The sequence below is a fragment of the Rhizobium sp. BK591 genome (assembly GCF_014195045.1).
In the GTDB taxonomy this organism is placed as follows: Bacteria; Pseudomonadota; Alphaproteobacteria; order Rhizobiales; family Rhizobiaceae; genus Rhizobium; species Rhizobium anhuiense.
In genome coordinates this window covers 1,140,252-1,166,275 of record NZ_JACIAZ010000001.1, presented here as the reverse complement: position 1 = coordinate 1,166,275, position 26,024 = coordinate 1,140,252, and the positions used below count along the sequence as shown (strand labels likewise).

General features: G+C 61.2%; 24 protein-coding genes. 15 read left to right on the top strand and 9 right to left on the bottom strand.

What is annotated here, in order from left to right:
- Window positions 1–25: 25 nt before the first annotated feature.
- Complete coding sequence (mobA, locus tag FHX10_RS05665; protein ID WP_097594426.1) at window positions 26–655, top strand: molybdenum cofactor guanylyltransferase MobA; 630 nt, start codon at window positions 26–28, stop codon at window positions 653–655.
- Window positions 652–1,173 carry a molybdopterin-guanine dinucleotide biosynthesis protein B gene (gene mobB / locus FHX10_RS05660; protein ID WP_063475018.1) on the top strand — a complete coding sequence of 174 codons (522 nt, stop codon included), beginning with the start codon at window positions 652–654 and terminating at the stop codon, window positions 1,171–1,173. The genes mobA and mobB overlap by 4 nt, the downstream gene beginning before the upstream one ends.
- Here mobB and FHX10_RS05655 read toward each other — a convergent pair.
- From FHX10_RS05655 to FHX10_RS05645, 3 genes are all read right to left on the bottom strand, one after another.
- Window positions 1,105–3,270, bottom strand: coding sequence for a hybrid sensor histidine kinase/response regulator (locus tag FHX10_RS05655; RefSeq protein WP_097630989.1), 2,166 nt, complete (start codon window positions 3,268–3,270; stop codon window positions 1,105–1,107). The two genes, mobB and FHX10_RS05655, sit on opposite strands and share 69 nt — an antisense overlap.
- Entirely contained in the window at window positions 3,245–4,756 is a 1,512-nt protein-coding gene (locus FHX10_RS05650) for an ATPase domain-containing protein (RefSeq protein WP_097630990.1), read from the bottom strand. Before FHX10_RS05650 ends, FHX10_RS05655 begins: the two co-directional genes overlap by 26 nt.
- A gap of 153 nt (window positions 4,757–4,909) precedes the next feature.
- The gene (locus tag FHX10_RS05645; RefSeq protein ID WP_028758691.1) at window positions 4,910–5,803 is read right to left on the bottom strand and encodes a LysR family transcriptional regulator; all 894 of its coding nucleotides are present in this window, start codon (window positions 5,801–5,803) and stop codon (window positions 4,910–4,912) included.
- A 133-nt stretch (window positions 5,804–5,936) separates the two neighbouring features.
- Between FHX10_RS05645 and FHX10_RS05640 the strand changes: the two genes are divergently transcribed.
- On the top strand, window positions 5,937–6,332 hold the full coding sequence (locus tag FHX10_RS05640; protein WP_097630991.1) for a cupin domain-containing protein: 396 nt from the start codon (window positions 5,937–5,939) through the stop codon (window positions 6,330–6,332).
- A gap of 14 nt (window positions 6,333–6,346) precedes the next feature.
- Entirely contained in the window at window positions 6,347–7,336 is a 990-nt protein-coding gene (locus FHX10_RS05635; protein ID WP_097630992.1) for an aldo/keto reductase, read from the top strand.
- A 63-nt stretch (window positions 7,337–7,399) separates the two neighbouring features.
- Here the strand turns inward: FHX10_RS05635 and maiA are convergent, their stop codons facing one another.
- From maiA to FHX10_RS05605, 6 genes are all read right to left on the bottom strand, one after another.
- Window positions 7,400–8,035, bottom strand: coding sequence for a maleylacetoacetate isomerase (gene maiA, locus FHX10_RS05630; protein ID WP_097543675.1), 636 nt, complete (start codon window positions 8,033–8,035; stop codon window positions 7,400–7,402).
- Window positions 8,036–8,054: 19 nt separating this feature from the next.
- Window positions 8,055–8,216, bottom strand: a complete 162-nt coding sequence (locus tag FHX10_RS05625; protein WP_179869523.1) for a hypothetical protein — start codon at window positions 8,214–8,216, stop codon at window positions 8,055–8,057.
- A 102-nt stretch (window positions 8,217–8,318) separates the two neighbouring features.
- Complete coding sequence (locus FHX10_RS05620) at window positions 8,319–8,735, bottom strand: organic hydroperoxide resistance protein (RefSeq protein ID WP_028758695.1); 417 nt, start codon at window positions 8,733–8,735, stop codon at window positions 8,319–8,321.
- 191 nt (window positions 8,736–8,926) lie between these two features.
- Window positions 8,927–10,249 (bottom strand): ATP-binding protein, encoded by a 1,323-nt coding sequence (locus FHX10_RS05615; RefSeq protein WP_097630993.1) that lies wholly within the window; start codon window positions 10,247–10,249, stop codon window positions 8,927–8,929.
- Window positions 10,246–10,986: a response regulator gene (locus FHX10_RS05610; protein WP_028758697.1), complete on the bottom strand. Its 741-nt coding sequence runs from the start codon at window positions 10,984–10,986 to the stop codon at window positions 10,246–10,248. Before FHX10_RS05610 ends, FHX10_RS05615 begins: the two co-directional genes overlap by 4 nt.
- Before the next feature lie 123 nt (window positions 10,987–11,109).
- Window positions 11,110–12,156: an alpha/beta fold hydrolase gene (locus tag FHX10_RS05605; RefSeq protein WP_063475023.1), complete on the bottom strand. Its 1,047-nt coding sequence runs from the start codon at window positions 12,154–12,156 to the stop codon at window positions 11,110–11,112.
- A 357-nt stretch (window positions 12,157–12,513) separates the two neighbouring features.
- Here FHX10_RS05605 and FHX10_RS05600 point away from each other — a divergent pair, with 357 nt between their 5' ends.
- From FHX10_RS05600 to FHX10_RS05550, 11 genes are all read left to right on the top strand, one after another.
- Window positions 12,514–14,289 (top strand): cytochrome c biogenesis protein DipZ, encoded by a 1,776-nt coding sequence (locus FHX10_RS05600; protein ID WP_063475024.1) that lies wholly within the window; start codon window positions 12,514–12,516, stop codon window positions 14,287–14,289.
- Window positions 14,290–14,344: 55 nt separating this feature from the next.
- The gene (locus tag FHX10_RS05595) at window positions 14,345–15,103 is read left to right on the top strand and encodes an alpha/beta fold hydrolase (RefSeq protein WP_063475025.1); all 759 of its coding nucleotides are present in this window, start codon (window positions 14,345–14,347) and stop codon (window positions 15,101–15,103) included.
- A 369-nt stretch (window positions 15,104–15,472) separates the two neighbouring features.
- Window positions 15,473–16,195, top strand: coding sequence for a DeoR family transcriptional regulator (locus FHX10_RS05590; protein WP_028758701.1), 723 nt, complete (start codon window positions 15,473–15,475; stop codon window positions 16,193–16,195).
- Between the two features lie 179 nt (window positions 16,196–16,374).
- Window positions 16,375–17,388, top strand: a complete 1,014-nt coding sequence (gene deoC / locus FHX10_RS05585; RefSeq protein ID WP_063475026.1) for a deoxyribose-phosphate aldolase — start codon at window positions 16,375–16,377, stop codon at window positions 17,386–17,388.
- A 5-nt stretch (window positions 17,389–17,393) separates the two neighbouring features.
- Entirely contained in the window at window positions 17,394–19,781 is a 2,388-nt protein-coding gene (locus FHX10_RS05580; protein ID WP_063475027.1) for an aldehyde dehydrogenase family protein, read from the top strand.
- A 158-nt stretch (window positions 19,782–19,939) separates the two neighbouring features.
- A complete protein-coding gene (locus FHX10_RS05575; protein ID WP_063475028.1) occupies window positions 19,940–20,395 on the top strand; it encodes an RbsD/FucU family protein in 456 nt (151 codons plus the stop codon).
- A 12-nt stretch (window positions 20,396–20,407) separates the two neighbouring features.
- Complete coding sequence (gene rbsK / locus FHX10_RS05570) at window positions 20,408–21,340, top strand: ribokinase (RefSeq protein WP_063475029.1); 933 nt, start codon at window positions 20,408–20,410, stop codon at window positions 21,338–21,340.
- The gene (locus tag FHX10_RS05565) at window positions 21,337–22,212 is read left to right on the top strand and encodes a carbohydrate ABC transporter permease (protein ID WP_028758823.1); all 876 of its coding nucleotides are present in this window, start codon (window positions 21,337–21,339) and stop codon (window positions 22,210–22,212) included. The genes rbsK and FHX10_RS05565 overlap by 4 nt, the downstream gene beginning before the upstream one ends.
- Window positions 22,209–23,237 carry a carbohydrate ABC transporter permease gene (locus tag FHX10_RS05560; protein ID WP_018480741.1) on the top strand — a complete coding sequence of 343 codons (1,029 nt, stop codon included), beginning with the start codon at window positions 22,209–22,211 and terminating at the stop codon, window positions 23,235–23,237. The genes FHX10_RS05565 and FHX10_RS05560 overlap by 4 nt, the downstream gene beginning before the upstream one ends.
- 44 nt (window positions 23,238–23,281) lie before the next feature.
- Window positions 23,282–24,736, top strand: coding sequence for an ABC transporter substrate-binding protein (locus tag FHX10_RS05555; protein WP_063475030.1), 1,455 nt, complete (start codon window positions 23,282–23,284; stop codon window positions 24,734–24,736).
- A gap of 117 nt (window positions 24,737–24,853) precedes the next feature.
- Window positions 24,854–25,942 (top strand): ABC transporter ATP-binding protein, encoded by a 1,089-nt coding sequence (locus FHX10_RS05550; protein WP_063475031.1) that lies wholly within the window; start codon window positions 24,854–24,856, stop codon window positions 25,940–25,942.
- The last annotated feature ends 82 nt before the right edge of the window (window positions 25,943–26,024 follow it).

Genomic DNA, 26,024 nt, shown 5'->3' with positions numbered 1-26,024 from the left:
GACAAATGATGGCTGAGGAAGGATGATGGCTGAATTCTCGCTGGACAGATCCGACATAGCAGGCGTCGTGCTGGCCGGCGGCCGCTCGCAGCGCATGGGCCGCGACAAGGCGGGCGTGATGCTCGGGACCGAGAGCCTGCTCCGCCATGCGCTGACCCGCCTCTCGCAACAGACCTTGCTCGTTGCCGTCAACGCCGATGCCGCCGCCGAGGATGTGCCTGTCGTTTCCGACCGTTTTCCCGGCAAGGCCGGGCCGATGGCCGGCATCCATGCGGCCATGGTCTATGCCGCCGGCCTTCCCTCGATCAGCCATGTCGTCACCGTCTCGGTGGATTGCCCGTTCTTCCCGGCCGATCTCGTCGCCCGGCTGGCGGCAGCGATCGAACGCCCGTCGCAGATCGCCATTGCCGCCTCCGAGGGCCGCAGCCATCCCGTCTTCGGCCTCTGGCCGGTGACGCTGGCCGCTGATCTCGAAGCCTGGATCGCCACCGACGAGAAGCGCCGCGTGCGCGACTTCCTGTTGCGGCATGACGTTACGGAAGTGGCGTTCCCGCTGCATCCGACCCGCGCCAGCCTGCTCGATCCCTTCTTCAACATCAATACGCCTGACGATCTCGTCGAGGCGGAACGCTGGCTGGAGGCCCTTCACGCATGACCGCACCGAAAATCTTCGGCATCGCCGGCTGGAAGAATTCAGGCAAGACGGGGCTCGCGGTCCGGCTGGTGATGGAGTTCACCCGCCGCGGCTACAGGATCTCGACGATCAAGCACGCCCATCACGATTTCGACATCGACAAGGTCGGAGCCGACAGTTATCGCCATCGCCAGGCCGGCGCCCATGAAGTCACCATCGTCTCCGGCACCCGCTACGCCATCATGCACGAGCTGCGCGGCGCCCCCGAACCCGAGTTCGAGGAAATCCTCGCCCGCCTCGCGCCCTGCGATCTGGTGCTGATCGAAGGCTACAAGCGCGAGCCGATCCCGAAGATCGAGGCCCGCCGCCTGGAGGCCGCCAATCGTGAACCGCTGGCGCCGAGCGATCCCCATATCTGCGCCATCGCCGCCGATCACGCCGTCACGGATGCGAACCTGCCGGTCTTCGATCTAGACGACACAGGCGCCATCGCCGATTTCATCGCTGACATCGTCGGCCTTGGACAGGCGAGGCTCTAAGACAGCTGCGTCACTGCCGGATCTGAGCGTCGGAGCCGTTTCGCCTGCCATCGCCTTGGCGATTTCCTTGGCAAGTTGAGCCTGATTGTAGGGCTTTCCCAATCTCGGAAGATCGATATCGGTGCCCGCGGGAAGATCGGCGTAACCTGTCGCCAGGACGATCGGCACCGCCGGATGAATGTCCCGCGCGGCCTGAGCGAGCTGTGCGCCGGTCATACCAGGCATCGAATAGTCGGTGATGATCAAGTCGAAATGCTGACCGCTGCTGATCAACTCCAGCGCCTGCAAGCCTGAATTTGCTTCGATGACCTCATGGCCGAGATCTTCAAGCATGTCGACCGAACTCATCGCAATCAAGGCATCGTCATCGACCAGAAGGATCTTCAGTCTGGATGCGGCTTGCGCCACGGGCAGCTCGGCCTCGGCCGGCCGCTCGGGGCGTCGTTCGGTGGCCGGGAGCCACAATTCGGCTGTTGTTCCCACCCCAAGCTCGCTTGTCAGAAGAAGTGCGCCATTGAGCTGGACCGCAAGCCCGTGGATCATTGATAAGCCGAGGCCCGTGCCCTTTCCGATCTCCTTGGTCGAGAAAAACGGATCGACCGCCTTCTTCAGCGTCTCCGTGTCCATGCCGGTGCCGCTGTCGGCCACCGCCAACACCAGATAGGTCCCCTCGCCGAGATCGCCGTTATTGCCGCCAACCTGTTCCTGGCGCAGCGAAATAGACAGCGTCCCCCCATCCGGCATCGCATCACGGGCGTTGACCGCAAGGTTGAGCAGCGCCAATTCGAGCTGGTTCGCATCGACCAGCGCCGGCGGCAGGGTCGTCGGCAGCATGGTTTCGATGCTGATCGAGGATCCGACCGAGCGCCGCAACAGGTCTTTCATGCCGGAGACCAGCTCGGCCAGATCGACGGGCTTGACCTGCAGATCCTGCTGCCTGGCAAAAGCCAGCAGCCGCTGTGTCAGCGCCGCCCCGCGCCGCGCACCCTGAAGCGCCCCGTCGATCAGACGCGTCGCTTTGGCATCTCCGGCCGCGTGCTTGCCGAGCAGCTCCAGATTTCCGAGAACGACCATCAGCAGGTTGTTGAAGTCGTGGGCGACGCCGCCGGTCAGCTGACCGATCGCTTCCATCTTCTGCGACTGGCGAAGCTGCTCCTCGGCTCTTTCACGCTGGGCGACTTCCTCGAGCAGGGTTTGGTGGGCGGCGTTGACCTCCCTGGTCCGTTCCCTCACGCGCTCCTCGAGGTTTTCATTGAGCCGTCGCAGATTTTCCTCGATGGTCTTGCGGGCGGTGGTATCGGAGCAGACCCCGACGAGCTTTCTGGCGGAACCATATCTGTCGGTGTAGAGCTGCGCATGGACCTCGGTCCAATGCAGTGATCCATCCGGCCAGATCGTTCTGTGCTCGATCGAATAGTCGAGTCCGGTATCAATCGTACGGCGCAGGCGTGCCAGCACAATGTCCCGGTCGTCGGGGTGGATGCTCGCAATCAGATCGTCACGCGTAACCTCATCATCCGGCGCTCGACCGAAGACCGCTTTGCAGGTCGCCGAGGCGAACAAGGCCATCGAGGACAGCTCCAGCTCCCAGGCCCCGAGACGACCGGCGGCGAGCGCCGTCTGCAACCGTCGTTCTCCTTCGCTGAGAGCCTCAAGCCGGGCGCGCGCTTCATATTGGCGCAGGCGCCCCTTCAACGCGGTCCGGGCAACGCTGATGAAGGAGGTCGCATGGAACGGCCTTTCCAGGAAGGTGACGTTGCCCAGAACCTCGGAAAGCCTGGCAGCGGCCGGATTTCGTTCAGGCCCGCCGCCACGTATGGTGAGTACGATGAACGGCAGGTCTGACCAGCTCGGCTGGGCCGAGACCCAGGCGGCGATCGGCTTGAGATCGCTCGAGCGAACGGCCTCTTCCGTCAGCACGCCAAGCGCGATGTCATCGCTGAGCGATGACGCGAACATAGACAGGTCGGCGGCGGCAATCGATGTCAATCCGGCCTCATCGACCAGCGATCTCGCCACCCAGGCATCGCGACCGGCGGGGGCGTAGATCAATGCTTTCGGTTTGCTGGAATTAGGAATTGCCGCTATCCCCGCCATTGGTCGACAGGAGCGGCGCCAAGGGCGCGATAAATTCGGGAACGCCGCGAAGCACGCCCTGGAACCCGGTGAGAGGATCGCCGAATCTCAAGCCGGAAGCGTCGATGCGGTACTCACGGATGGTATCCTCGTGAAAGCCGGTCCTCTTCTTGATCACGGAGACCGCCCGACGCACCTTACCCGCAGCCTCGAAATAGCGCAGCAGAATGACGGTATCGGCGAGATAGGTGACGTCGACGGGAGCCTTCATGTCGCCAACCAGCCCGTGCTGCGCAACGGTCAGGAAGGTATTGGCGCCTTGCCTGTTCAGATATTGCAGCAGCTCATGCATATGAAGGATCAGCGAATTCTCATCCGGCATCGAAGCCTGATAACCGTTGATACTGTCGATGATGACGGTTTTCGCATCCGACTTGTCGACGCACTTGCGCACGCGATCAGCAAATTCGCCGGGCGACAGTTCGGCGGCATCGAGCTGTTCGATGTGGATAAGACCCGCATCCCTCATGGCTTCGAGATCCATTCCGAGCGCTTTCAGCCGCGTGAAGAGCAGGCCTAGCTCTTCGTCGAAAATGAAGGCCGCCACTTTCTCGCCGCGCGCCACCGCCGCCATCAGGAATTGAAACGAGAAGGTGCTCTTGCCTGTGCCGGCAGGACCGAGGATCAGGGTACTGGAACCCCGCTCGAGGCCGCCGCCGAGAAGAAGATCCAGCTCCGCAATATCACAGGAAATCTGATCGCGGACATAGCTGGACCTGTGTTCGGCAGCGACGAGACGCGGAAACACGATCACGCCACCGGTCTGGATGATGAAATCATGATAGCCGCCGCGGAAGGCCTGCCCGCGGTATTTCATGACCCTCAGACGTCGGCGTTCGGAGCCATAGTTCGGCGCCAGTTCCTCAAGATGGATGACACCGTGCACGACGCTGTGCACCGTCTTGTCGAGCACGTCGGACGTCAGATCGTCGAGCAGAAGGACTGTCGCCCCCTGTCGGGCAAAATAGTGTTTGAGCGCGAGGATCTGCCGGCGGTAGCGCAGCGAGCTTTGCGCGAGCAGCCTTATCTCCGACAGGCTGTCGAGAACCACGCGACGTGGCTTGATCTTCTCGAAAGCGGCAAAGATTTCCTTTGTCGTCTCTCCAAGTTCTAGGTCCGATGAATAAAGCAGGCTCTGCTGCTGGTCGGCATCCAACAGGCTTTCCGGAGGCACGACCTCGAAGACCTCGATATTGCCGTCGATCACCATGCCATGCGATGCGGCGCCGGCCCGGAGTTCGCTCTCGGTTTCTGAAAGGGTGATGTAGAGCCCCTGCTCGCCGAGCCGCGCACCTTCGATCAGAAACTGCAGCGCGATGGTCGTTTTGCCCGCCCCTGGATTTCCCTCCAGGAGAAACACGTGGCCCGTGGAAAGGCCGCCCGCCAGAACTGTGTCCAAACCGGACACACCGGTCCGGGCTTTCGTGGCAGGTGCCGCAGTATTCATTCACTGTTTCCTTCGATATCAAGTGTGAATTAGTGGCGAGTGATGGAATGTCAAATCGCTGAAGGCATGACTTCGCTTCGGGCAAGAGCCGATCGATTGAACGTCTCCATGGCTCGGATATCTGCCGGTTCGCGCAGCTCGAATGATGGGCCTCTATCCTCGATAGCGAAGCGCATCGACGACGAGGGCGAATGCCGGTGACGTGTGCCGACGGCTTGGGTAGTAGAGATGGTAGCCGGAAAACGGCAGGCACCAGTCCTCGAGGACCCGCACCAGCCGTCCATCGGCAAGATGCCCCTCGACCAGGTTCTCCGGCATGTAGGCCAGCCCGAGACCGGCCAGCACGGCGCTCAGCCGCAGGGCTATATTGTTGAAAACCAGCTGGCCCTCGACGCGAACCCTGAGCTCGCGCCCGTCCTTCTCGAACTCCCATGCATAGACGCCGCCATAGGTCGGCAGACGCAGATTGATGCAATTGTGATCCGTAAGATCCTGCGGCGTCAGCGGCTTCGGCCTGGTGGTGAAATAGGCGGGAGTGCCGACCACGGCCATGCGCATGTCTGGGCCGATGCGCACCGCGATCATGTCCTTCGCCACCTGCTCTCCGAGCCGCACCCCGGCATCGTAACGCTCCGCGACGATGTCGGTGAGGCCGTAGTCGACGATGATTTCCACATTGATATCGGGATAATCGGGCAGCAGCTTTTCCAGGGCGGGCCAAAGGACGGCATCGGCCGCGTGCTCGCCGGCATTGATGCGGATGGTGCCCGCCGGCTTCTCCCGGAACGCGCTCAAGGCAGCCAGTTCGCTCTCGATCTCATCGAGCCGCGGTCCGATGGAGACGAGCAGCCGTTCACCAGCCTCCGTCGGTGAGACGCTGCGTGTCGTACGTGTCAGCAATCGCAATCCAAGCCGCTCCTCAAGCCCGCGGATGGTGTGGCTGAGCGCCGACTGCGACACACCCAGCTTGCCCGCCGCCTTGGTGAAGCTCTGTGCACGCGCAACGGCGAGGAAAGCGATGAGATCGTTGACGGCAGGGCGTGACATTTATGAAAAATCCTCATGGGTTCTTGCCGTTTATACCATCTAATCGCAACCAGGCGCACGCCCTAAATACCTTGTTACGCGAGTGGACACGTCCACCCGACATCGAAAGCCCGACATCGAAAGGAAGACAAGGATGGATATAAAGCGAAGCGGTTCGCAGCCTTCGGCCAAGGGACCGGCCGACTGGTTCACCGGCAATGTGCGTGTCGACCCGCTGTTTGCCGTGACCAGCCCGGCACGCGCGGCTGGCGCCAGCGTCACCTTCGAGCCCGGCGCCCACACCGCTTGGCACACCCATCCGCTCGGCCAGACGCTGATCATCACATCGGGCTGCGGTCGTGTGCAGCGCGAAGGTGGCCCCATCGAGGAGATCCGCGCCGGCGACGTCGTCAGCTTCGCCCCGGGTGAACGTCATTGGCACGGCGCATCGCCGACCACGGCGATGACCCATATCGCCATCCAGGAACAGCTCGACGGCAAGGTCGTCGACTGGATGGAGCATGTCACCGACACGCAGTACCAGGGTTAGAAAAGGAAACGGCAATGCAGAAACGTGAACTCGGAAAGAGCGGGCTTCAAGTCTCGGCCATCGGTCTCGGCTGCATGGGGCTGAGTTATGGGTATGGCCCGGCGACAGCAATTCCGGAGGCGATCGCGCTGATCCGCCGCGCGTTCGAACGCGGCGTGACCTTCTTCGACACGGCCGAGGCCTATGGCCCCTATAAGAACGAAGAGCTTCTGGGAGAGGCCCTGGCGCCTTTCCGCAGCGAAGTGGTGATCGCCACGAAATTCGGTTTCAACTTCGATGCCAATGGCGGCCAGAGCGGCATGAACAGCCGGCCGGAACAGATCCGCGCGGTTGCTGACCAGGCGCTGAAGCGTTTGAAGACCGATGTCATCGACCTCTTCTATCAGCATCGTGTCGACCCCGATGTCCCGATCGAAGATGTGGCCGGCACGGTCAAGGCGCTGATCGCCGAGGGCAAGGTCAGGCATTTCGGCCTCTCGGAAGCAGGCGCCCAGACGATCCGTCGCGCCCATGCGATCCAGCCGGTGGCGGCACTGCAGAGTGAATATTCGCTGTGGTGGCGCGAACCCGAGCAGGAAATCCTGCCGGTGCTCGAAGAGCTCGGCATCGGTTTCGTGCCCTTCAGCCCGCTCGGCAAGGGCTTCCTCACCGGCGCGATCAGCGAAACGACGACCTTCGACAGCAAGGACTTCCGCAACATCGTGCCGCGCTTTTCCCAGGAAGCGCGCAAGGCCAACCAGGCACTCGTCGATCTGCTCGCGGACATCGCCGCCCACAAGAAGGCAACCGCCGCCCAGGTCGCCCTGGCATGGTTGCTGGCACAAAAACCCTGGATCGTGCCGATCCCCGGCACCACCAAGCTGCATCGCCTCGAGGAGAACATTCAGGCCGCCGAGATCGAACTGACGGCCGAGGATCTTGGCAGCATCGAAAACGCGCTCGCCACCATCAAGGTGGAAGGCGATCGTTATCCCGCGCATCTGCAGGCAAGGGTCAATCGCTGAGGGCCGCCAACAATGGAAAAGGAGCGACCGCAGTCATTTGCGGCCGCTTCTTCGTCGATCGCATCATCGTCTCGGTGCCGGCGCGTTCTCCTGGAAGGCCGGTATCGCTTCCAGCCGAGCGACAATCTCCGCGATATTTGGCCATTGGGCGAGATCGAAGCCCATACGCCGGGCGCTGATCGCCTGAGGAAAAAGGAAGATATCGGCAACACACGGCTGATCCCCAACGGCGAAAGCCCCCTGCCTGCGGCCGGCGATCATCGTCTCGATCGCGGCCATTCCCTCGCCGACCCAATGACGATTCCAGGCGGCAACGGCATCGGCATCCGCCTGGAAGGTCTTGCCGAGATGCAGGCCGATCCGCGGCGGCAGCAGCGCATGGATCTCGGCGGCGATCGCAAGCGCGATCGACCGCGCCAGCGCCCTGTCCTCCGCCGTTCCAGGCAGCAGCGCCGGTTCGGGCTGAATCTCGTCGAGATATTCGACGATCGCCAGCGACTGGGTGATGAGGACGCCGCCATCCGTCAGCAAGGCCGGGACCAGCCCTTGCGGATTGACGCTGCGATATCCGGCCTGCCGGCTCTCGGCATTTTCGCCGAGGATGGTCACCGGCAGTGTTTCCGCCGTCAATCCCTTGAGGGCGAGCGCGATACGGACTCTCGACGTCGCCGAGGAAATTTCATTCTGATAGAGCTTCACGGGTCTTCTCCCTAGTGACCTAAAAGAGGGGTTGGAACGGCCGCGGCGCCCCGGAAGACGACGCTGCGGATGCTGCCGTCACGAGGCCCGCAAGCGGCGAAGGCTCCTGCGAGCTTACGTCGTAGATGCAGGGCGCGACGAAGACCGCCGCTCCCAGAATGCAGATGATCATCAATCTCATCAGATCCTCCAACGACGAGGCCCGGTCGGCCTCGTCCTGTTAGCTTTCGGCTGCTGTCCTTTGCCCGCCGCGGCCAATGGCCTTCGGCGGGCAATGCATTCGTCAGGCAACGCTCAATTCGACATGGATATTGCCGCGCGTGGCCTTCGAGTAAGGGCAGGTCTGGTGCGCTTCTTCAATGAGCGCTCTTGCCACATCCGCTTCGATCCCCGGCAGGCTGACCTTGAGACGGGCCTGCAGGAAATAGCCGCCATCGGCCGTTCCCAAATCGACCTCGGTGTCGACGGCGAGATCGGCGGGGAGCCTGACCTTTTGATTGGCCGCGGCAAAGCCGATCGCGCCGATGAAGCAGGCAGACCAGCCGGCGGCGAAAAGCTGTTCGGGATTGGTGCCGGCCCGGTTGCTGCCCGGAGGCGAAAGCTTGATATCCAGCTGGCCGTCGTCGCTGTGCGAAGCGCCGTCGCGCCCGCCCGTCGTATGGGTCTTGCCGGTATAGAGAACCTTGTCGATCTTTGTCATGGAACACTCCTTGTGTTGCGTCGCTTCAGGCGACTGGCCGCGCTGCGCGGCCGGGTTGACGGAGTGTGTTTTGACCGACGGATATATCCGCCATGTTTCCGAAATCGCCTGAAATGTCACAAAACGTAGCATCCGATATCGAGGACATCTTTCCATACAAACATCGCGAAATTTTGCGGCGGCTGCCGATGTCAATGGATGGTGACTTCCGCCGACAGTCCGCCGTCGGCGCGATTGTAGAGCCGGAGCGACCCGCCGATCTTGGCCGTCAGCTGCTGGGCGATCGCAAGTCCGAGACCGGTGCCGCCGGTCTCCCGGTTGCGGGATTGTTCCAACCGGAAGAAAGGCTGCATGGCGGCTTCCAGCAGATCGTCCGGAATTCCCGGCCCGCGATCCATGACTGTGATGACGATATCGTTCTCGGCGCTGCGCTCGACGCTGATCTCGGCAGCGCCGGCGAACTTCAGCGCATTGTCGATGAAGTTCGACAGGATTCGGCGAAGCGCATGCGGCTTGGTGAAGGCGGCGCCGTGAACCAGCCCGACGACGGTGACGGCCTTTCCGGTATCCTGGTAATCATAGGCTATGCTGTCGATGAACGAGGCGAGATCGATGCGGGCGTTCTTCTCGCCGTCGCCATGCGCGCTGCGCGCATAGGCAATCCCGTCCTGGACGAGACGCTGGATCTCGCCGAGATCATGCACCAGCTTGTCTTTCTCCGGCGAATCCTCCGCCATGTCGGCGCGCAGCCGCATGCGGGTGATCGGCGTCTGCAGGTCATGCGAGATTGCCGCCAGGATCTGGACGCGCTCTTCGAGGTAATGGGCAATCCTCTCCCGCATCGCGTTGAACGCCCTTGCCGCATGCGCGACCTCGCTCGGCCCCGCCTCGCTCAAGGCCGGACCATCCCTGTTCGGGTCGAGGGCATCGGCGGCGGCGGCAAGCGCGCCGAGCGGCCGGATCGCCTGACGAACCGCAAACCAGGTACAAAGAATGAGCAGTGCCATCTGGATGACGAAGACATAGGGCAGCCACGCGGCGATCGGCATGACCCCCTTCGGCGTGACGTCGATCGTCAACGGGCTTCCGTCGCTGAGCGTCAGATGCGCCTGCAACCGGTTCACATCGCCAGGAATCCGTTCGATACGGATTGGAAAGCGGTGCCCGATCGCCTCCTCGATCTTGCCTGATATCTCGGCGCCCTTGCTTGACGTGTCAGGCACGCCGGCAAGGCCGGGTCCCAACACGAAACGGTAGTTGCCACGGCTCAGCCGGTCCAGCAGATCGCCACGTTCGCCTGGCGGAAGTCGGTCGAGAACGGCAATCGACGTTGCAACGTCGTTTTCCAGCGTGCCGAGCATCACGGCCTTTGCCGACATATAGCGCTCCATATAAAGAACGCTGAAGGACAGCCCGTAGGCCACAGCCAAGCCAATCAGCAGGATCAGAAATATCCGCGAGCGCAACGTGCTCGGCCAGGCCAAACCCGGGCGCAAAGGGACCACCGACTTCATTGGCGCAGCTCCGAGATTTCGACCGGAACTGAAAACACATAACCTTCGCTGCGCACCGTCTTGATATAGGTCGGCTCGCGTGCGTCGTCGCCCAGCCGCTGACGCAGTCGGCTGACCAGGAGATCGATCGAGCGATCGAAAAGATCGGCGTCGCGGCCCTGTGTCAGACTCAGAAGCTGGTCGCGATTGAGCACCCGCTGCGGATGGTCGATGAAGACGCGAAGCAGACGGTATTCGGCGCCGCTGAGCGCAATCGCGGTCCCCTCCTTGTCGAGAAGATGCCGGGCGACCGTATCGAGCCGCCAGTCGCCGAAGGTCAGCAACTGTCCGGCCTCGCTGATCTGCAGATTGGGCGGCAGCATGCGCGTCCGCCGCAGCACCGCCTTGATGCGGGCGAGCAGCTCGCGCGCTGCAAACGGTTTGGCAAGATAGTCGTCGGCGCCCATCTCCAGGCCGAGGATCCGGTCCATCTCGTCGGTGCGGGCCGTCAGCATCAGGATCGGGATCGCCTTGTGCCGGCCGGCACGCAGTTCGCGGCACAGCACCAGCCCATCGTCGCCCGGCATCATAACATCGAGCACGATCAGGTCGACGGCATTGGCCTCGATAAAACTGCGCATCTGGCGCCCGTCGGCGGCAACGCTCGTCCTGAGACCGTTCTTCTGCAGATAGCCCGAGACCAGCTCGCGGATTTCGCGATCGTCATCGACAATCAGGATGTGATCGACATGATCCATATTTCCCGGTTCCTCACCCGTAAAGGCGGCCGCGCCCGCCGCCTAGATATCGAAGCGGTTGACGCGACCTACGCATATTCCGCCGGCCGGAGCAACGAGGCCCTGCGGCACGACACCGTCGGCTTAGAAGCGATCGACGTCTATGACCGCCTGCGCGAAGGCCTGCGGCGCCTCCTGAGGCAGGTTATGGCCGATGCCGCCGCCGATCGTGCGATGCTCGTATCTGCCGGAGAACTTTCCGGCATAGGCGGAAGGCTCCGGATGCGGTGCACCGTTTGCATCGCCCTCCATGGTGATCGTCGGCACCGAAATGACAGGCGCTCCCGCAAGCGTCTGTTCATAGGCATCGTACTTGGCCTCGCCTTCGACAAGCCCCAGGCGCCAGCGATAATTGTGAATGACGATGGCGACGTGGTCGGGGTTGTCGAAGGCGGCGGCCGATCTGCCGAATGTCGCATCGTCGAAGTTCCACTTCGGCGAAGCCGTCTGCCAGATAAGCTTTGCGAAATCATGGGTGTTGCTCTCGTAACCCAGACGGCCGCGTTCGGTGGCGAAATAGAACTGATACCACCAGGCAAGTTCGGCCTTCGGCGGCAGCGGCTTCTTGTTGGCCTCCTGGCTGCCGATCAGGTAGCCGCTCACCGAGACCATCGCCTTGCAACGCTCCGGCCAGAGCGCCGCCATGATGTTGGCGGTCCGCCCGCCCCAGTCATAGCCGGCAATGACCGCCTTCTCGATATCGAGCGTATCGAGTAGCGCGATCATATCGGCGGCGAGTGCTGACGGCTGGCCGTTGCGCGGCGTCTGGTCGTCCAGGAAGCGGGTCGTGCCGTAACCGCGCAGATAGGGCACGATCACCCTGTAGCCTGCCGAGGCAAGCAGCGGTGCGACATCGACGAAACTATAGATGTCATAGGGCCAGCCATGCAGCAGAAGCACGACAGGACCGTCCGCCTTCCCCGCCTCGGCATAACCGATATCGAGCACGCCGGCTTTCACCTGCTTCAGCGCTTCGAAGGACGTGTGGGTTCCCACCTTGACGTCAGGCACGGATGCGGCGGGCGCTGATTGAGCGGCGGCCTTGCCGGCCACGCCGAACTCGACCGCCGCAAGGGCGACGGCCGTCATGCCGAAGAAGCGGCGGCGGTGATGATTGATTTGCTCTGACATCGGTCTCTCCTGTCGAATGGATCACGGTGCTGAAATGAGGTTGCGCTTGTATCCCTCATATGTCGCAAGCCGTCGGTTTTGCATGCGGATGTAGATTTCGGCCGCCGGGATACATTCTGATACAATCGCGCCGACCGAGCAAAGCCTCGCGCCGGCCCCGGCGCTTTCGTCACAGCCCACCGCTGGGCGGCAGTTTGTATCGCTTTGTATCGCCCGCCGCGACCGCAATAGTTCGGTACATTTCCCCGCGAAACCGGACACATCGAGGATACGTCCGCCCGGCCATATCCCCGCCGTTGCTGGTTCGGGCCCCATCGCCGTCCAGAGCCCGATCAATCGGTTTCAAAGGAAACGATGATGACACTTCTGATCATAGCCTATCTCGGAGGCGCGCTGACGATCCTCAGCCCCTGCATCCTCCCCATCCTCCCCTTCGTCTTTGCCCGTGCGGGACAGCCCTTCGTCAGGAGCACACTGCCCATGCTGGCGGGCATGGCCGCCACTTTCGCGCTGGTCGCCACGCTTGCCGCAGTCGGCGGCAGCTGGGCCATTCGCGCCAATGAATATGGCCGCCTTGCCGCCATCGTCCTGCTTGGGCTCTTTGGCCTGAGCCTGCTTTCACCACGCTTCGCAAGCACGCTTGCCCGGCCGGTCGTCGACCTTGGAAACAACCTGCTAAATGCCAGCGGCGGCGGACGCGCCGCCCCGACGGCAAAGAGCGCGCTCATTCTCGGCATCGCCACCGGTCTGCTCTGGGCCCCCTGCGCCGGACCGATCCTCGGCCTCGTTCTGACGGGGGCGGCCTTGCAGGGCGCCAATCTGCAGACGACATTCCTGCTGATCGCCTATGCCGCCGGTGCTGCGACGTCCCTTGCCGTCGCCCTGCTGGTCGGCGGCAGGATATTCACCGCCATGAAGCGCTCTCTCGGCCTCGGCGACCGGATTCGTCAAGGGCTCGGCGCTGCCGTGCTGGCGGGTGTCGCCGTCATCGCGCTCGGCCTCGATACCAGCCTGCTCGCCCGGCTCTCCTACGCCAGCACCGCATCGCTGGAACAAGCCGTGCTCAACAGGCTGCATGCAAGGCCGCTGAGTGGCGCATCCTCCGAGCTGGCGAGCAAAGACATGGTGATCGCCGCCGCCGACACGAAGAAGCCCTTCCGCAGCGATCTGCCCGTCGAAGGTGACGCGCCTTCGCTCGACGGCGCGGTCGAATGGCTGAACTCGAAGCCGCTGACATCAGAGCAGTTGCGGGGCAAAGTGGTTCTCGTCGACTTCTGGACCTATTCCTGCATCAACTGCATTCGCACCATCCCCTATGTCAGGGCCTGGGCGGAAAAATATGCGGACCAGGGCCTCGTGGTGATCGGCGTCCACGCCCCGGAATTTGCCTTCGAGAAGAAGATCGACAACGTCAAAAGCGCAATCGACGATTTCAAGATCGGCTATCCCGTTGCGATCGACAATGATTACAAAATCTGGCGCGCCTTCCAGAACAGCTACTGGCCTGCCGCCTATCTGATCGATGCCAAGGGCCAGATCCGTTACCACCATTTCGGCGAAGGCAATTACGACAGGACCGAAAAGGCCATTCAGGACTTGTTGCGTGAGGCTGGCGGCCAGACGACGGCAAGCGCGCCGGTCGCGCCGGATGCCAAGGGCGTGGAAGCAAGCCCTGATCTCCGCAATATCCGCTCCGGCGAGACCTATCTCGGCTACGAACAGGCGGCGAACTTCGCCTCTCCGGAAGGGCTGCAGGCCGACCTGGCGCAAAATTATACGATCGGCGAACCGGGCCTCAACGAATGGGGCCTCTCCGGAGCCTGGATCGTCGGCCCGGGTCAGGTGACCCTTGATCAGCCGGGCGGCGGCATCACTTATCGCTTCAGCGCCCGCGATCTGCATCTCGTTCTCGGGCCTGGCGCCGGTGGCAAGCCGATCCGCTTCCAGGTGAAGATCGACGGCAAGGCGCCGGGGCCTGACCACGGTGCAGACATCGATGCCGACGGCAACGGCACGGTGACCGCGACCAGGCTTTACCAGCTTGTCCGCCAGTCCGGCCCGGTCGTCGCCCGCAATTTCGAAATCAGCTTCCTCGATCCCGGGGTGCAAGCCTACGCTTTCACATTCGGCTGAACCCGGGACGCATCAATATCCCGACCCTTAACATTGACCCACAGGAGTAATAGTCATGAATAGACGTCTTATGTTCACCGCAGCGCTTGCATTTGCCACCACCGTCATCGCATTCGCGGCAGAGGCTGCCGAGGTGAAAAACATCGTGATCGTCCACGGCGCGCTGGCCGACGGCTCGGGATGGCGTAGGGCGACCGACATTCTCGAAAAACGCGGCTTCAACGTCACCATCGTCCAGCAGCCCATCACCTCGCTCGAGGACGATGTGGCGGCGACCAAGCGCGTTCTCGACTTGCAGCAAGGACCAAGCCTACTCATCGGCCACAGCTATGGCGGCATGGTTATCACCGAAGCGGGCAATGATCCCAATGTCGCCGGGCTCGTCTATGTCGCCGCCTTCCAGCCCGACAAGGGCGAAAGCCTGCTCAGCCTCGCCAGCTCGAAGCCCGCCGGCAGCATGGATATCAAGGAAACGAAGGACGGCAAATATCTCTATCTCGATCCCGGCGCCTTCGCTGCGGCTTTCGCAGCAGACCTTCCGCAAGCCGAAACCGATTTCATGGCAAGGTCGCAGGTCTTCGCCTCGAAGCAGGCTTTCTCGGCCAAGATCACCCAGCCGGCATGGCGAACAAAAAAAAGCTGGTCGATCGTCGCCACCGAGGATCGCTCCATCAACCCCGATCTGGAGCGTGACATGGCAAAACGCGCCGGCAGCGAAGTGACCGAAATCAAGGCCAGCCACGCCGTCTTCGCCTCCCAAGCGGAAAAGGTCGCCGATGCGATCGAAAAGGCGGCAAGACAAGCCGGCAAGTAGCGCGCAGCCAGGAAATGTTCCTAAGCAGTCGCGAGGATGATGCCTCCGGTCGGGCGTCCGCCCGACCGGAGGCCCGCCCTGCCGGCCGGGACCCGCTCCCGCGGCCAAGTCGGCGCCATTTATACAGTTTTGTGACTATTCCATCAAAATATGGAAGATCAATCACAAATTCTCATTTCAAATTGAGGAGGTTCCCTATAAAATTGAAGCGATATGCCATGTCGGGCGCAACCGGCTGGTGCAGAAACTGTGTCTCGGCGCAAATGCCGAATCGCAGATCCACGGCCGAACGAGACTCGAGAATGGCAGTCCTTGTTAAATTTTCGTCAGAACACTATTCCAGTGTAAACGATAAGGGAGACGCGCGATATGGATAGTCGCAGGGGCCGGCGCATCGCAGTCTTATCCGAGGCCCTTTCACAACATCGCATTCTGCACATCAAGAATGCTGCCGAGATCCTGGGCGTCTCGGAAATGACGGTTCGGCGTGATGTCAGCGCCAATGCAGGCCAGTTCGCGTTCCTGGGCGGCCATATCGTTCCGGCTGTCGAAGCGGAGAACGATGCCTATGAAATTTCCAGGGCAGCCGACAGCCATGCCGCGGCAAAACGACAGATCTGCACACAAGCCATTGATTACATTCACGATGACGATACCGTTTTTTTCGATTGCGGCACCACCTTGCCCTATCTGGTCGATCTTCTCCCAGACAAGATTCATATAACGGCGATCTGTTACGCGCTGAACGTCGCCGATCGTCTGACGCGAAAACCCAACGTTCGCCTTGTTATGCTCGGCGGTCTCTATCACCCCGCATCGGCAAGCTTTTCCGGTGCCTCGGGGCTGGAAATGCTCGATTCGCTGGTGATCAACGTGGCGTTCCTTTCTGCAGCCGGTATCGATGCCCGGCGTGGCGCGACATGCGCGCATTTCCACGAAGCGGAGATCAAGAAAAAGGCGATGTCCCGCGCACGGAAGAATATTCTTCTCGCCGACAGCAGCAAGATCGGCAAGCTGAAGCCAGCCTTTTTCAGCGAGATGAAGGCGTTCGATGCGGTCATTACCGAAAACGGCATGAGCGATTTCGACTGACAAATCCGCATTTTTTCTGCGCCTGTCGAAATCTAACTTGACGCGACAGCCAGGTGATGCAACTCTCACAAACAATGAAAAAAAACTAACATTTTCGTTGATTGTGAAGACCGTCTTTCGCTGCGTGCATCTGCACAGAGAGCAACAGGATCTTCACACTCTGCCCGGGAGGATTCTGTTTGGAAACCGTTGCTGTTCACAATGCGGCAAACGCCCCCTCGCAATCGCCGGAGCGCACCCATAACCGGCCGCGCAATGCCGGCATGGAACTCGATCTCTCTTGGGTTCTCGATGCAAGGGTCAACCTGTCTGCCACCGAGCGCCGCATAGCCTCGCTTCCCGGACGCCGGACTGTCAAAAAAGACGCACAGGCGGCTTGGCTCCTGAAGGCGGTTACCTGCATCGATCTGACGACGTTGAACGGCGACGATACCCCCGAGCGCGTCAAGCGGTTGTGCGCGAAGGCGATGAATCCGGTACGCGCCGACCTTCTCGATTCGCTTGGCATGAGCGGCCGTTCGATCACGACCGGCGCCATCTGCGTCTACCATCGTTTTGTTGCAACAGCCGTCGAGGCGCTCGGCGATTCCGGCATTCCGGTCGCAGCGGTTTCGACCGGTTTCCCCGCCGGCCTCAGCCCGCACCACCTCAAGGTCAAGGAAATCGAGGCATCGGTTGCCGATGGCGCCAAGGAAATCGACATCGTCATCACCCGCGAGCATGTGCTGACCGGCAACTGGACGGCACTCTACGAGGAAATGAAAGAATACCGCGCCGCCTGCGGTGATGCGCATGTCAAGGCCATTCTGGCGACCGGCGACCTGAAGACGTTGCGCAATGTCGCCAGGGCCTCGCTGGTCTGCATGATGGCAGGCGCCGATTTCATCAAGACCTCGACCGGCAAGGAAGGCGTCAATGCGACGCTGGCCGTGACATTGACCATGCTGCGGGCGATCCGCGCCTATTACGAGCGCACCGGCATCAAGATCGGCTACAAGCCGGCCGGTGGCATTTCCGCGGCGAAGGACGTGTTAAACTACCAGTTCCTGATGAAGGATGAACTGGGGCGAGAATGGCTGGAGCCCGATCTCTTCCGCATCGGTGCATCGAGCTTGCTTGCTGATATCGAACGGCAGCTGGAGCATCATGTCACCGGTGCCTATTCGGCCCTCAACAGACACCCGATTGGATGATCCAGATGACTGTTGCCAAGTATTTCGACGAAATGTCCTATGGCCCTGCCCCTGAATCCGATATCGAAGCGCGCGACTGGCTGGCGCGCCACGCTTCCGGTTTCGGTCACTTCATCAATGGCGCGTTCGTGCCCTCGGTATCGGGCAAGAGTTTCGACACGTTCGAGCCAGCCACCGGCAAGGTCCTGGCGAAGCTCGCCAACGGCGGTGCGGCGGATGTGGACAACGCGGTTGCTGCGGCCCGCAAGGCGCAGGCGTCATGGGCGCGATTGCCGGGCCACGCGCGGGCGCGCCATCTCTATGCACTTGCCCGGATGATCCAGCGCCATGCACGTCTGATTGCTGTGGTCGAGGCCATCGACAACGGCAAGCCGATCCGCGAAACCCGCGATCTCGACGTGCCGCTGGCAGCCCGTCATTTCTATCATCACGCCGGATGGGCGCAAATCCAGGACACGGAATTCGCCGACCATGTGCCGGTGGGCGTCGTCGGCCAGATTATCCCCTGGAATTTCCCGTTCCTTATGCTGGCCTGGAAAGTGGCGCCGGCTTTGGCGCTCGGCAATACCGTCATCCTGAAACCTGCCGAATTCACGTCGCTGACGGCGCTTCTCTTTGCCGAACTGGCATCTGCGGCGGGCCTTCCGCCGGGCGTGCTCAATATCGTGACGGGAGAAGGCGAAACCGGCGCGCTGCTCGTCGGGCATGAGGATATCGACAAAATTGCCTTTACCGGATCGACCGAAGTCGGGCGCGTTATTCGCGAGCGTACCGCAGGCAGCGGCAAATCATTGACGCTGGAACTCGGCGGCAAGTCACCTTTCGTCGTTTTTGACGACGCCGATATCGACGGCGCCGTGGAAGGCGTGGTCGACGCGATCTGGTTCAACCAGGGGCAGGTTTGCTGCGCGGGTTCGCGGCTTCTGGTCCAGGAAGGCATTGCCGATCTTTTCCATGAGCGGCTGAAGCGCCGCATGCAGACATTGCGGGTCGGTCAGCCTTTGGACAAGTGCATCGATATGGGTGCGATCATCGCACCCGTGCAATTGACGCGTATCGAAACCCTGGTGAAAAAGGGAGTTTCAGAAGGCGCGACGCTGCATCAGGCGAAGATCGACCTGCCGAAAGGCGGCAGCTTCTACCCGCCGACGCTTCTCAGCGGCGTGCAGCCGACATCGATCGTCGCGACCGAGGAAATCTTCGGGCCGGTTGCGGTCTCCATGACTTTCCGCACACCGGAAGAAGCCGTCCAGCTTGCCAATCATACCCGCTACGGCCTCGCCGCCAGTGTCTGGAGTGAGACGATCGGCTTGGCGCTGAACGTTGCGGCAAAGCTCGCAGCCGGCGTGGTCTGGGTGAATGCCACCAATCTTTTTGACGCCGCCGTCGGTTTTGGTGGCAAGCGCGAGTCCGGGTTCGGCCGTGAAGGCGGACGGGAAGGTTGCTACGAATATCTGAAGCCGAAGGCTTGGGTCGGTCGCAAGGCGCGCGCAGCAATGCCCGCACTTTCGCAAGTGAAGCCGGTTGCCGGCGATTTTGCCCTGCCAACCATCGACCGGACGGCAAAGCTCTTCATCGGCGGCAAGCAGGCGCGCCCGGACGGCAATTATTCCCGTGTCATCGCCTCCCCCAAAGGCAAGGCGGTCGGAGAGGTCGGCGAGGGCAACCGCAAGGACATCCGCAATGCCGTGGTTGCCGCACAGGCCGCCTCCGCCTGGTCGAATGCCACCACGCATAACCGCGCTCAGATCCTCTATTACATCGCCGAAAACCTCAATGGTCGCGCCGATGAGTTCGCCTCGCGGATAACAGCGATGACCGGAGCGTCCGCAGCCAATGCAAATGCCGAGGTCGACGCCGCGATTTCGCGCCTCTTCACCTACGCAGCCTGGGCGGACAAATATGAAGGCGGCATTCACCAGCCGCCGCTTCGCGGCGTTGCCCTGGCCATGCCGGAAGCCATCGGCGTCGTAGGCGTCATTTGCCCGCCGGAAGCGCCGCTGCTCGGCTTTATCAGTCTGGTTGCGCCGTTGATTGCCACCGGCAATCGTGTCGTCGCGGTGCCGAGCGAGCCCTTCCCGCTTTCGGCGACGGATTTCTATTCCGTTCTGGAAACGTCGGATGTGCCTGCCGGTGTCGTCAATATCGTCACCGGGTCGGCGATGGAACTGGCAAAGATCCTTGCCGCCCACAACGACGTTGATGCGTTGTGGGCCTTCGGCTCCGCGGAATTGTCGACGACGGTGGAGAAGCTGTCTTCGGGCAATCTCAAGCGAACCTTCGTGGACAATGGCAAGGCGACGGACTGGATGGACCGAGCCGCTGCCGAGGGCGCGCTATACCTTCGCCGCGCTGTGGATGTGAAGAATATCTGGATACCCTACGGAGAATAAGGGCTCCAGCTCTAGTCATCCGGGCGGGAGGAGAACCGCACCGGCAGGCGAGAACAACGGAATTTGAGGGAATCGCAGAGCTGTAACGGAGCTGCGATTGTGGGGTCTGTTCCGCGGCACGACGAGCCGCGAAATAGTGCAATTAAGGGAGGACTTCCATGCTGAAGAATATCGATCCGGCTCTGAACGCGGATGTGCTGCACGCGCTCCGGTCCATGGGGCATGGCGACACGGTCGTTGTTTCCGACACCAATTTCCCTTCGGATTCGATTGCCCGGCAAACGGTGCTCGGCAAGCTGTTGCGGATAGACAATGTGTCCGCTGCCCGCGCCGTCGAGGCTATTCTTTCGGTGATGCCGCTGGATACGCCGCTGCAGCCGTCTGCCGGGCGAATGGAAATCATGGGCGCGCCGGACGAGATCCCTCCAGTGCAGGAGGAAGTCCAGGCCGTCATCGACAGCGCCGAGGGCAAGCCGGCGCCGATGTATGGCATCGAGCGTTTCGCCTTCTATGAGGAAGCCAAAAAGGCTTATTGCGTCATCACCACGGGCGAAAACCGCTTCTACGGCTGCTTCCTGTTCACCAAAGGCGTGATTCCGCCGGAAGCCGTTTGAAGGGAAACGATAATGAAGGTGGGTGTTTCGATCCTCGGGATTTTCGTCGCCGATACGGCCTATCTGGCCAAGCGCATGCCAAACATTGGCGAGACAATCACCGGGACCGGTTTTGCAGTAGGCCCGGGCGGCAAGGGATCCAACCAGGCTGTCGCCGCAGCCCGCGCCGGGGGAACAGTCTCCTTCATCTCGAAGATCGGCCGCGACACGTTCGGCGATATGGCGCTGAAGACCTATGCGGAAGCGGGCGTGACGCCGAAGCTTGTCCAGATGGACGATATGCCGACCGGCGCTGCCTTCATCTACGTCAATGACGGTAACGGCGACAATGCGATTATCGTCTATCCAGGTGCCGCGGGCACCATCGGCGTTGGTGATGTCGAGGCGGCACGCGAAACCATCGAGCAATCGGCGGTTTTCGTCACCCAGCTCGAACAACCGGCCGAAGCGGCGCAGCGCGCCCTCGAAATCGCCCATGCGGCCGGCGTGACCACAGTTTTCAATCCGGCGCCGGCAGAGCCGTTTCCGGACACGATCTATCCGCTCTGCGACTATATCGTGCCAAACGAAACCGAGGCAGCCGCTATCGTCGGCTTTCCGCTCGACACGCTCGACGAGGCCAGACGGGCTGGCGACGCCTTTCTTGCCAAGGGCGTGAAAGCCGCGCTGATCACGCTGGGTGGTCGCGGCGTGTTGTACCATACGGCGGGGCAATCGGTTCATGTTCCGGCCGTCTCGTCGGGAGCAGTCATTGATACCACAGGCGCCGGCGACGCATTTGTCGGTGGCTTCTCGGCGGCACTCTCGCGGGGCGCTACTCCGGTCGAGGCCGTGCGTTTCGGCTGCGCGACCGCCGGTATCGCGGTGACGCGGCGGGGTACCGCGCCTGCAATGCCGAAGATCGAGGAAATCGAGGCGCTTCTCCGGCAAGGAGGCGCGGCATGACCCGCAACGATCCGATCAAGCACGTCTTCATCTGGCCGGCACTGCTGATCGTGCTGGTGATCTCGATCTTTCCGCTGATCTATTCGCTGACCACCAGCTTCATGAGCCTGCGGCTCGTGCCGCCGATCCCCGCGCATTTCGTCGGCTTCGGCAACTATATGGAACTGCTTCAGAATCCGCGCTTCTGGAATGTCGCCTGGACGACGACGATCATCGCTTTTGTCGCGGTGACGCTGCAATATGTCATCGGATTTTCCGTGGCGCTGGCGCTCAACCGCCGGGTGCCTGGCGAAGGTTTGTTCCGGGTGAGCTTCCTGGTGCCGATGCTGGTGGCGCCCGTTGCCGTTGCACTCATCGCCCGCCAGATCCTCAATCCCACGATGGGCCCGCTCAATGAGTTGATGACCGCCTTCGGCTTTCCCAATCTGCCGTTTCTGACGCAGACCAGATGGGCTATCGGCGCCATCATTTCCGTCGAAGTGTGGCAGTGGACACCCTTCGTCATCCTGATGCTGCTTGCCGGGCTGCAAACCCTGCCGGAGGACGTCTACGAGGCTGCCGCGCTTGAAAATGCCAGCCCCTGGCAGCAGTTCTGGGGGATCACCTTCCCGATGATGCTGCCGATTTCGGTGGCTGTGGTCTTCATCCGCCTCATCGAAAGCTACAAGATCATCGATACGGTGTTCGTCATGACAGGCGGAGGGCCTGGCATTTCCACAGAAACGCTCACCTTGTTCGCGTATCAGGAGGGCTTCAAGAAGTTCAACCTCGGCTACACTTCCGCCCTGTCCTTCCTGTTCCTGATCGTCATCACCGTGATCGGGCTGGTCTATCTCGCCATCCTGAAGCCCTATCTGGAGAAGCACAAATGAGCGTGCGTGACCTCAAGGGATCCGGCCGCTGGTGGGCGCTTGCAGGCTGCCTGCTCTGGCTGGCCTTCACCTTCTTTCCGCTTTACTGGGTCGCGATCACCTCGTTCAAGTCGCCGCTCGGCGTCGTCGGCGGGCCGACCTATATTCCCTTTGTCGACTTCGACCCAACGCTGACAGCCTGGAGCGAGCTTCTGTCGGGCGCACGCGGCCAGTTCTACAACACCTTCATCGCCTCGACGATCGTCGGGCTGTCCGCATCGGTGCTGGCCACCTTCATCGGATCGATGGCCGCCTATGCGCTGGTGCGCTTCACCTTCGAGGTCAAGCTGCTGTCCGGCGTGATTTTCGTCGTCGTTGCCTTCGGCGGATATCTGCTCGGCCGCCATGTGCTGGGCTACGGGCAGGCTATATCGCTGATCTTTGCTTTTGTTGCAGCGCTTGCGCTCGCCATCGGCTCCAGCCGTATCAAGCTTCCGGGGCCACTCCTCGGCAATGATGATATCGTCTTCTGGTTTGTGAGCCAGCGCATGTTTCCGCCGATCGTCGCCGCCTTTGCCTTGTTCCTGATGTATACGGAAATGGGCAAGTTGGGGTTCAAGCTGGTCGACACCTATACAGGCCTCACCTTCGCCTATGTCGCCTTCTCACTGCCGATCGTGATCTGGCTGATGCGCGATTTCTTTGCGGCACTGCCGGTTGAAGTCGAAGAGGCGGCGATGGTCGACAATGTGCCGTCGTGGAGAATTTTCTTCGGTATCGTCCTGCCCATGTCCAAGCCGGGCCTGATCGCGACATTCATGATCACCCTCGCCTTCGTCTGGAACGAGTTCCTGTTCGCGCTCTTCCTGACCAGTTCCAAATGGCAGACCCTTCCCATTCTCGTCGCAGGGCAAAACAGCCAGCGCGGCGACGAGTGGTGGTCGATATCGGCAGCCGCCCTGGTCGCGATCATACCCATGGTCGTCATGGCGGGCATTTTGAGCAGGCTGATGCGGTCCGGCCTGCTTTTGGGAGCAATAAAGTGACCGTCCGACAACCCTAGTCATTGTTTAATTCCGGGGAGGAAAACATGAGAAGATTACTACTGAGTTCAACGGCAGCGGTACTGCTTGCTGGAACGGGCACGACATCCGCGCTCGCATGCGAACCGGACTACACCGGTGTCACGCTGACTGCCACGACGCAGACGGGACCTTATATCGCCTCTGCGCTGCAACTCGCGGCCAAGGGCTGGGAGGAAAAGACCTGCGGCAAGGTTAATGTGGTGGAATTTCCGTGGTCGGAACTCTATCCCAAGATCGTCACCTCGCTGACCTCGGGCGAAGACACGTTCGACGTGGTCGCCTTCGCGCCAGCCTGGGCGCCAGACTTCACCGATTTTCTCTCGGAAATGCCCAAGGCGATGCAATCGGGTGCCGATTGGGACGACATCGCTCCGGTTTACCGCGAGCAACTGATGGTCTGGAACGGCAAAGTGCTGTCACAGACCATGGATGGTGACGCGCATACCTATACCTACCGCATCGACCTTTTCGAGAACGCCGACAACCAGAAGGCCTTCAAGGCAAAGTATGGTCATGATCTCGCGCCGCCGAAAACCTGGAAGGAATATCTCGACATCGCCGAGTTCTTCCAGCAGCCGGACAAGGGCCTCTGGGGCACCGCGGAAGCCTTTCGCCGTGGTGGCCAGCAATTCTGGTTCCTGTTCAGTCACGTCGCCGGATACACCAGCCATCCCGACAATCCCGGCGGCATGTTCTTCGATCCCGACACGATGGATGCGCAGGTCAACAATCCGGGCTGGGTGCGCGGTCTGGAGGAATATATTCGCGCGTCGAAACTGGCCCCGCCAAATGCGCTGAACTTCTCGTTCGGCGAAGTGAACGCGGCCTTTGCCGGAGGCCAGGTCGCCGAGTCGATCGGCTGGGGCGATACCGGCGTCATTGCCGCCGATCCGAAGCAGTCGAAGGTTGCCGGTAGCGTCGGCTCGGCATCACTGCCGGGATCGGACGAAATCTGGAACTACAAGACCAAGAAGTGGGATAAGTTCGACCACGTCGTCCAGACCTCTTTCATGGCCTTCGGCGGTTGGCAGGCAGCCGTACCGTCGTCTTCCAAGAACCAGGAGGCGGCTTGGAACTATATCCAGTTCCTGACGAGCCCGGCAGTTTCCGGTCAGGCGGCGATCACCGGCGGCACAGGCGTCAATCCTTATCGTCTATCGCACACTACAAATACGGCGTTGTGGTCGAAGATATTCACCGAGCGTGAGGCAAAGGAATATCTTGGAAGCCAGAAGGACGCGGTAACCGCCAAGAACACCGCGCTCGACATGCGCCTGCCGGGCTATTTCTCCTATACGGAAATTCTTGAGATCGAGCTTTCCAAGGCATTGGCAGGAGAAGTGACGCCGCAGCAGGCGCTGGATACCGTGGCTGCCGGATGGAACAAGCTGACGGACGAGTTTGGCCGCGACAAGCAACTGGCAGCCTATCGTTCGTCGATGGGCCTGCCTGCAAAATAAACCCATCCGCAACATCCCATCCCGGCAGTGCCGGGATGGGATCAGGCATCGTTGAAAGAAGACGGAGACGATCGCCGCTTAGAACTGGCGATGGAATTCTCGTGAAAAGGTTACAGCATGTCCCAGGTGCGTTTGGATCAGGTCACCAAATCCTTTGGCAGCGTTGAGGTCATCCCTCCGCTCGATCTGGCAATTGCCGACAAGGAATTCGTGGTTCTCGTGGGGCCGTCCGGCTGCGGGAAGACAACCACCCTGCGGATGATCGCGGGGCTGGAACAGACGACATCAGGGGAAATCCGGATCGGCGAGCGCGACGTTACGGCGCTGCGCCCGGGTCTGCGCAATTGCTCGATGGTGTTTCAGAATTATGCGCTCTATCCGCATATGACAGTCGCCGAAAACATCGGCTACGGCATGAAGGTGCGCGGAACGCCGAAGCAGGACATCGATGCCGCCGTTGCAAATGCGGCGCGCATTCTCAATCTCGGTGCCTATTTGAAACGCAAGCCGAACGCGCTTTCGGGTGGTCAACGCCAACGTGTGGCGATTGGCCGGGCGATTGTCCGCCAGCCGGATGTGTTCCTGTTCGACGAACCATTGTCCAACCTCGACGCTAAATTGCGCATTGAAATGCGAACAGAAATCAAGCTCTTACACCGCCGACTTAAAACCACGATCGTCTACGTTACGCACGATCAGGTAGAGGCGATGACGATGGCAGATCGGGTCGTGGTTATGAATCAAGGGCGGATCGAGCAGGCCGCTGATCCGATCACCCTATATGAATCCCCGAAGAACCTCTTTGTCGCTGCCTTCATCGGCTCGCCCAGCATGAATTTCATCGAGGGCCGACTTGTGCAAACCTCCGGTGGAATTGCCTTCCAAGCCGAGGGTGACGTCGACATTGCGATTCCTGCGCAAAGAGCCGAGCGCCTTTCGGCGGCAGTGGGACAGTCCGTGGTTCTCGGAATCCGACCGGAACATACGATGGTCAGGGATCCAAACGCTTCGACTGTGAGCCTCCATGTCGCCGATATCGAGCCCCTCGGTCCATACACACTGGCGATCGGCAAGGTCGGGTCAGCAGCCTTTACTGCCCAAATCGACGCATCCTCGCGCGTTGGCCCGGATGACAGGATCAGCGTTCCAATTGATCCCCCAAAAATGCACTTCTTCCTTAAAAGTACCGGAGACACGGTCGGCTAAGAACCACCGCGACCCTATGCAGCGATCCATCAAAGGACATGCGGAGATCGCGATCTGCTCGGTATGAATTCAAAGATGCGTG

Coding starts and splice junctions, on each gene's coding strand:
- mobA (WP_097594426.1), top strand. CDS start 26: ATGGCTGAATTCTCGCTGGACAGATCCGACATAGCAGGCGTCGTGCTG.
- mobB (WP_063475018.1), top strand. CDS start 652: ATGACCGCACCGAAAATCTTCGGCATCGCCGGCTGGAAGAATTCAGGC.
- FHX10_RS05655 (WP_097630989.1), bottom strand. CDS start 3,270: ATGGCGGGGATAGCGGCAATTCCTAATTCCAGCAAACCGAAAGCATTG.
- FHX10_RS05650 (WP_097630990.1), bottom strand. CDS start 4,756: ATGAATACTGCGGCACCTGCCACGAAAGCCCGGACCGGTGTGTCCGGT.
- FHX10_RS05645 (WP_028758691.1), bottom strand. CDS start 5,803: ATGTCACGCCCTGCCGTCAACGATCTCATCGCTTTCCTCGCCGTTGCG.
- FHX10_RS05640 (WP_097630991.1), top strand. CDS start 5,937: ATGGATATAAAGCGAAGCGGTTCGCAGCCTTCGGCCAAGGGACCGGCC.
- FHX10_RS05635 (WP_097630992.1), top strand. CDS start 6,347: ATGCAGAAACGTGAACTCGGAAAGAGCGGGCTTCAAGTCTCGGCCATC.
- FHX10_RS05625 (WP_179869523.1), bottom strand. CDS start 8,216: ATGAGATTGATGATCATCTGCATTCTGGGAGCGGCGGTCTTCGTCGCG.
- FHX10_RS05620 (WP_028758695.1), bottom strand. CDS start 8,735: ATGACAAAGATCGACAAGGTTCTCTATACCGGCAAGACCCATACGACG.
- FHX10_RS05615 (WP_097630993.1), bottom strand. CDS start 10,249: ATGAAGTCGGTGGTCCCTTTGCGCCCGGGTTTGGCCTGGCCGAGCACG.
- FHX10_RS05610 (WP_028758697.1), bottom strand. CDS start 10,986: ATGGATCATGTCGATCACATCCTGATTGTCGATGACGATCGCGAAATC.
- FHX10_RS05605 (WP_063475023.1), bottom strand. CDS start 12,156: ATGTCAGAGCAAATCAATCATCACCGCCGCCGCTTCTTCGGCATGACG.
- FHX10_RS05600 (WP_063475024.1), top strand. CDS start 12,514: ATGACACTTCTGATCATAGCCTATCTCGGAGGCGCGCTGACGATCCTC.
- FHX10_RS05595 (WP_063475025.1), top strand. CDS start 14,345: ATGAATAGACGTCTTATGTTCACCGCAGCGCTTGCATTTGCCACCACC.
- FHX10_RS05590 (WP_028758701.1), top strand. CDS start 15,473: ATGGATAGTCGCAGGGGCCGGCGCATCGCAGTCTTATCCGAGGCCCTT.
- FHX10_RS05580 (WP_063475027.1), top strand. CDS start 17,394: ATGACTGTTGCCAAGTATTTCGACGAAATGTCCTATGGCCCTGCCCCT.
- FHX10_RS05575 (WP_063475028.1), top strand. CDS start 19,940: ATGCTGAAGAATATCGATCCGGCTCTGAACGCGGATGTGCTGCACGCG.
- rbsK (WP_063475029.1), top strand. CDS start 20,408: ATGAAGGTGGGTGTTTCGATCCTCGGGATTTTCGTCGCCGATACGGCC.
- FHX10_RS05565 (WP_028758823.1), top strand. CDS start 21,337: ATGACCCGCAACGATCCGATCAAGCACGTCTTCATCTGGCCGGCACTG.
- FHX10_RS05560 (WP_018480741.1), top strand. CDS start 22,209: ATGAGCGTGCGTGACCTCAAGGGATCCGGCCGCTGGTGGGCGCTTGCA.
- FHX10_RS05555 (WP_063475030.1), top strand. CDS start 23,282: ATGAGAAGATTACTACTGAGTTCAACGGCAGCGGTACTGCTTGCTGGA.
- FHX10_RS05550 (WP_063475031.1), top strand. CDS start 24,854: ATGTCCCAGGTGCGTTTGGATCAGGTCACCAAATCCTTTGGCAGCGTT.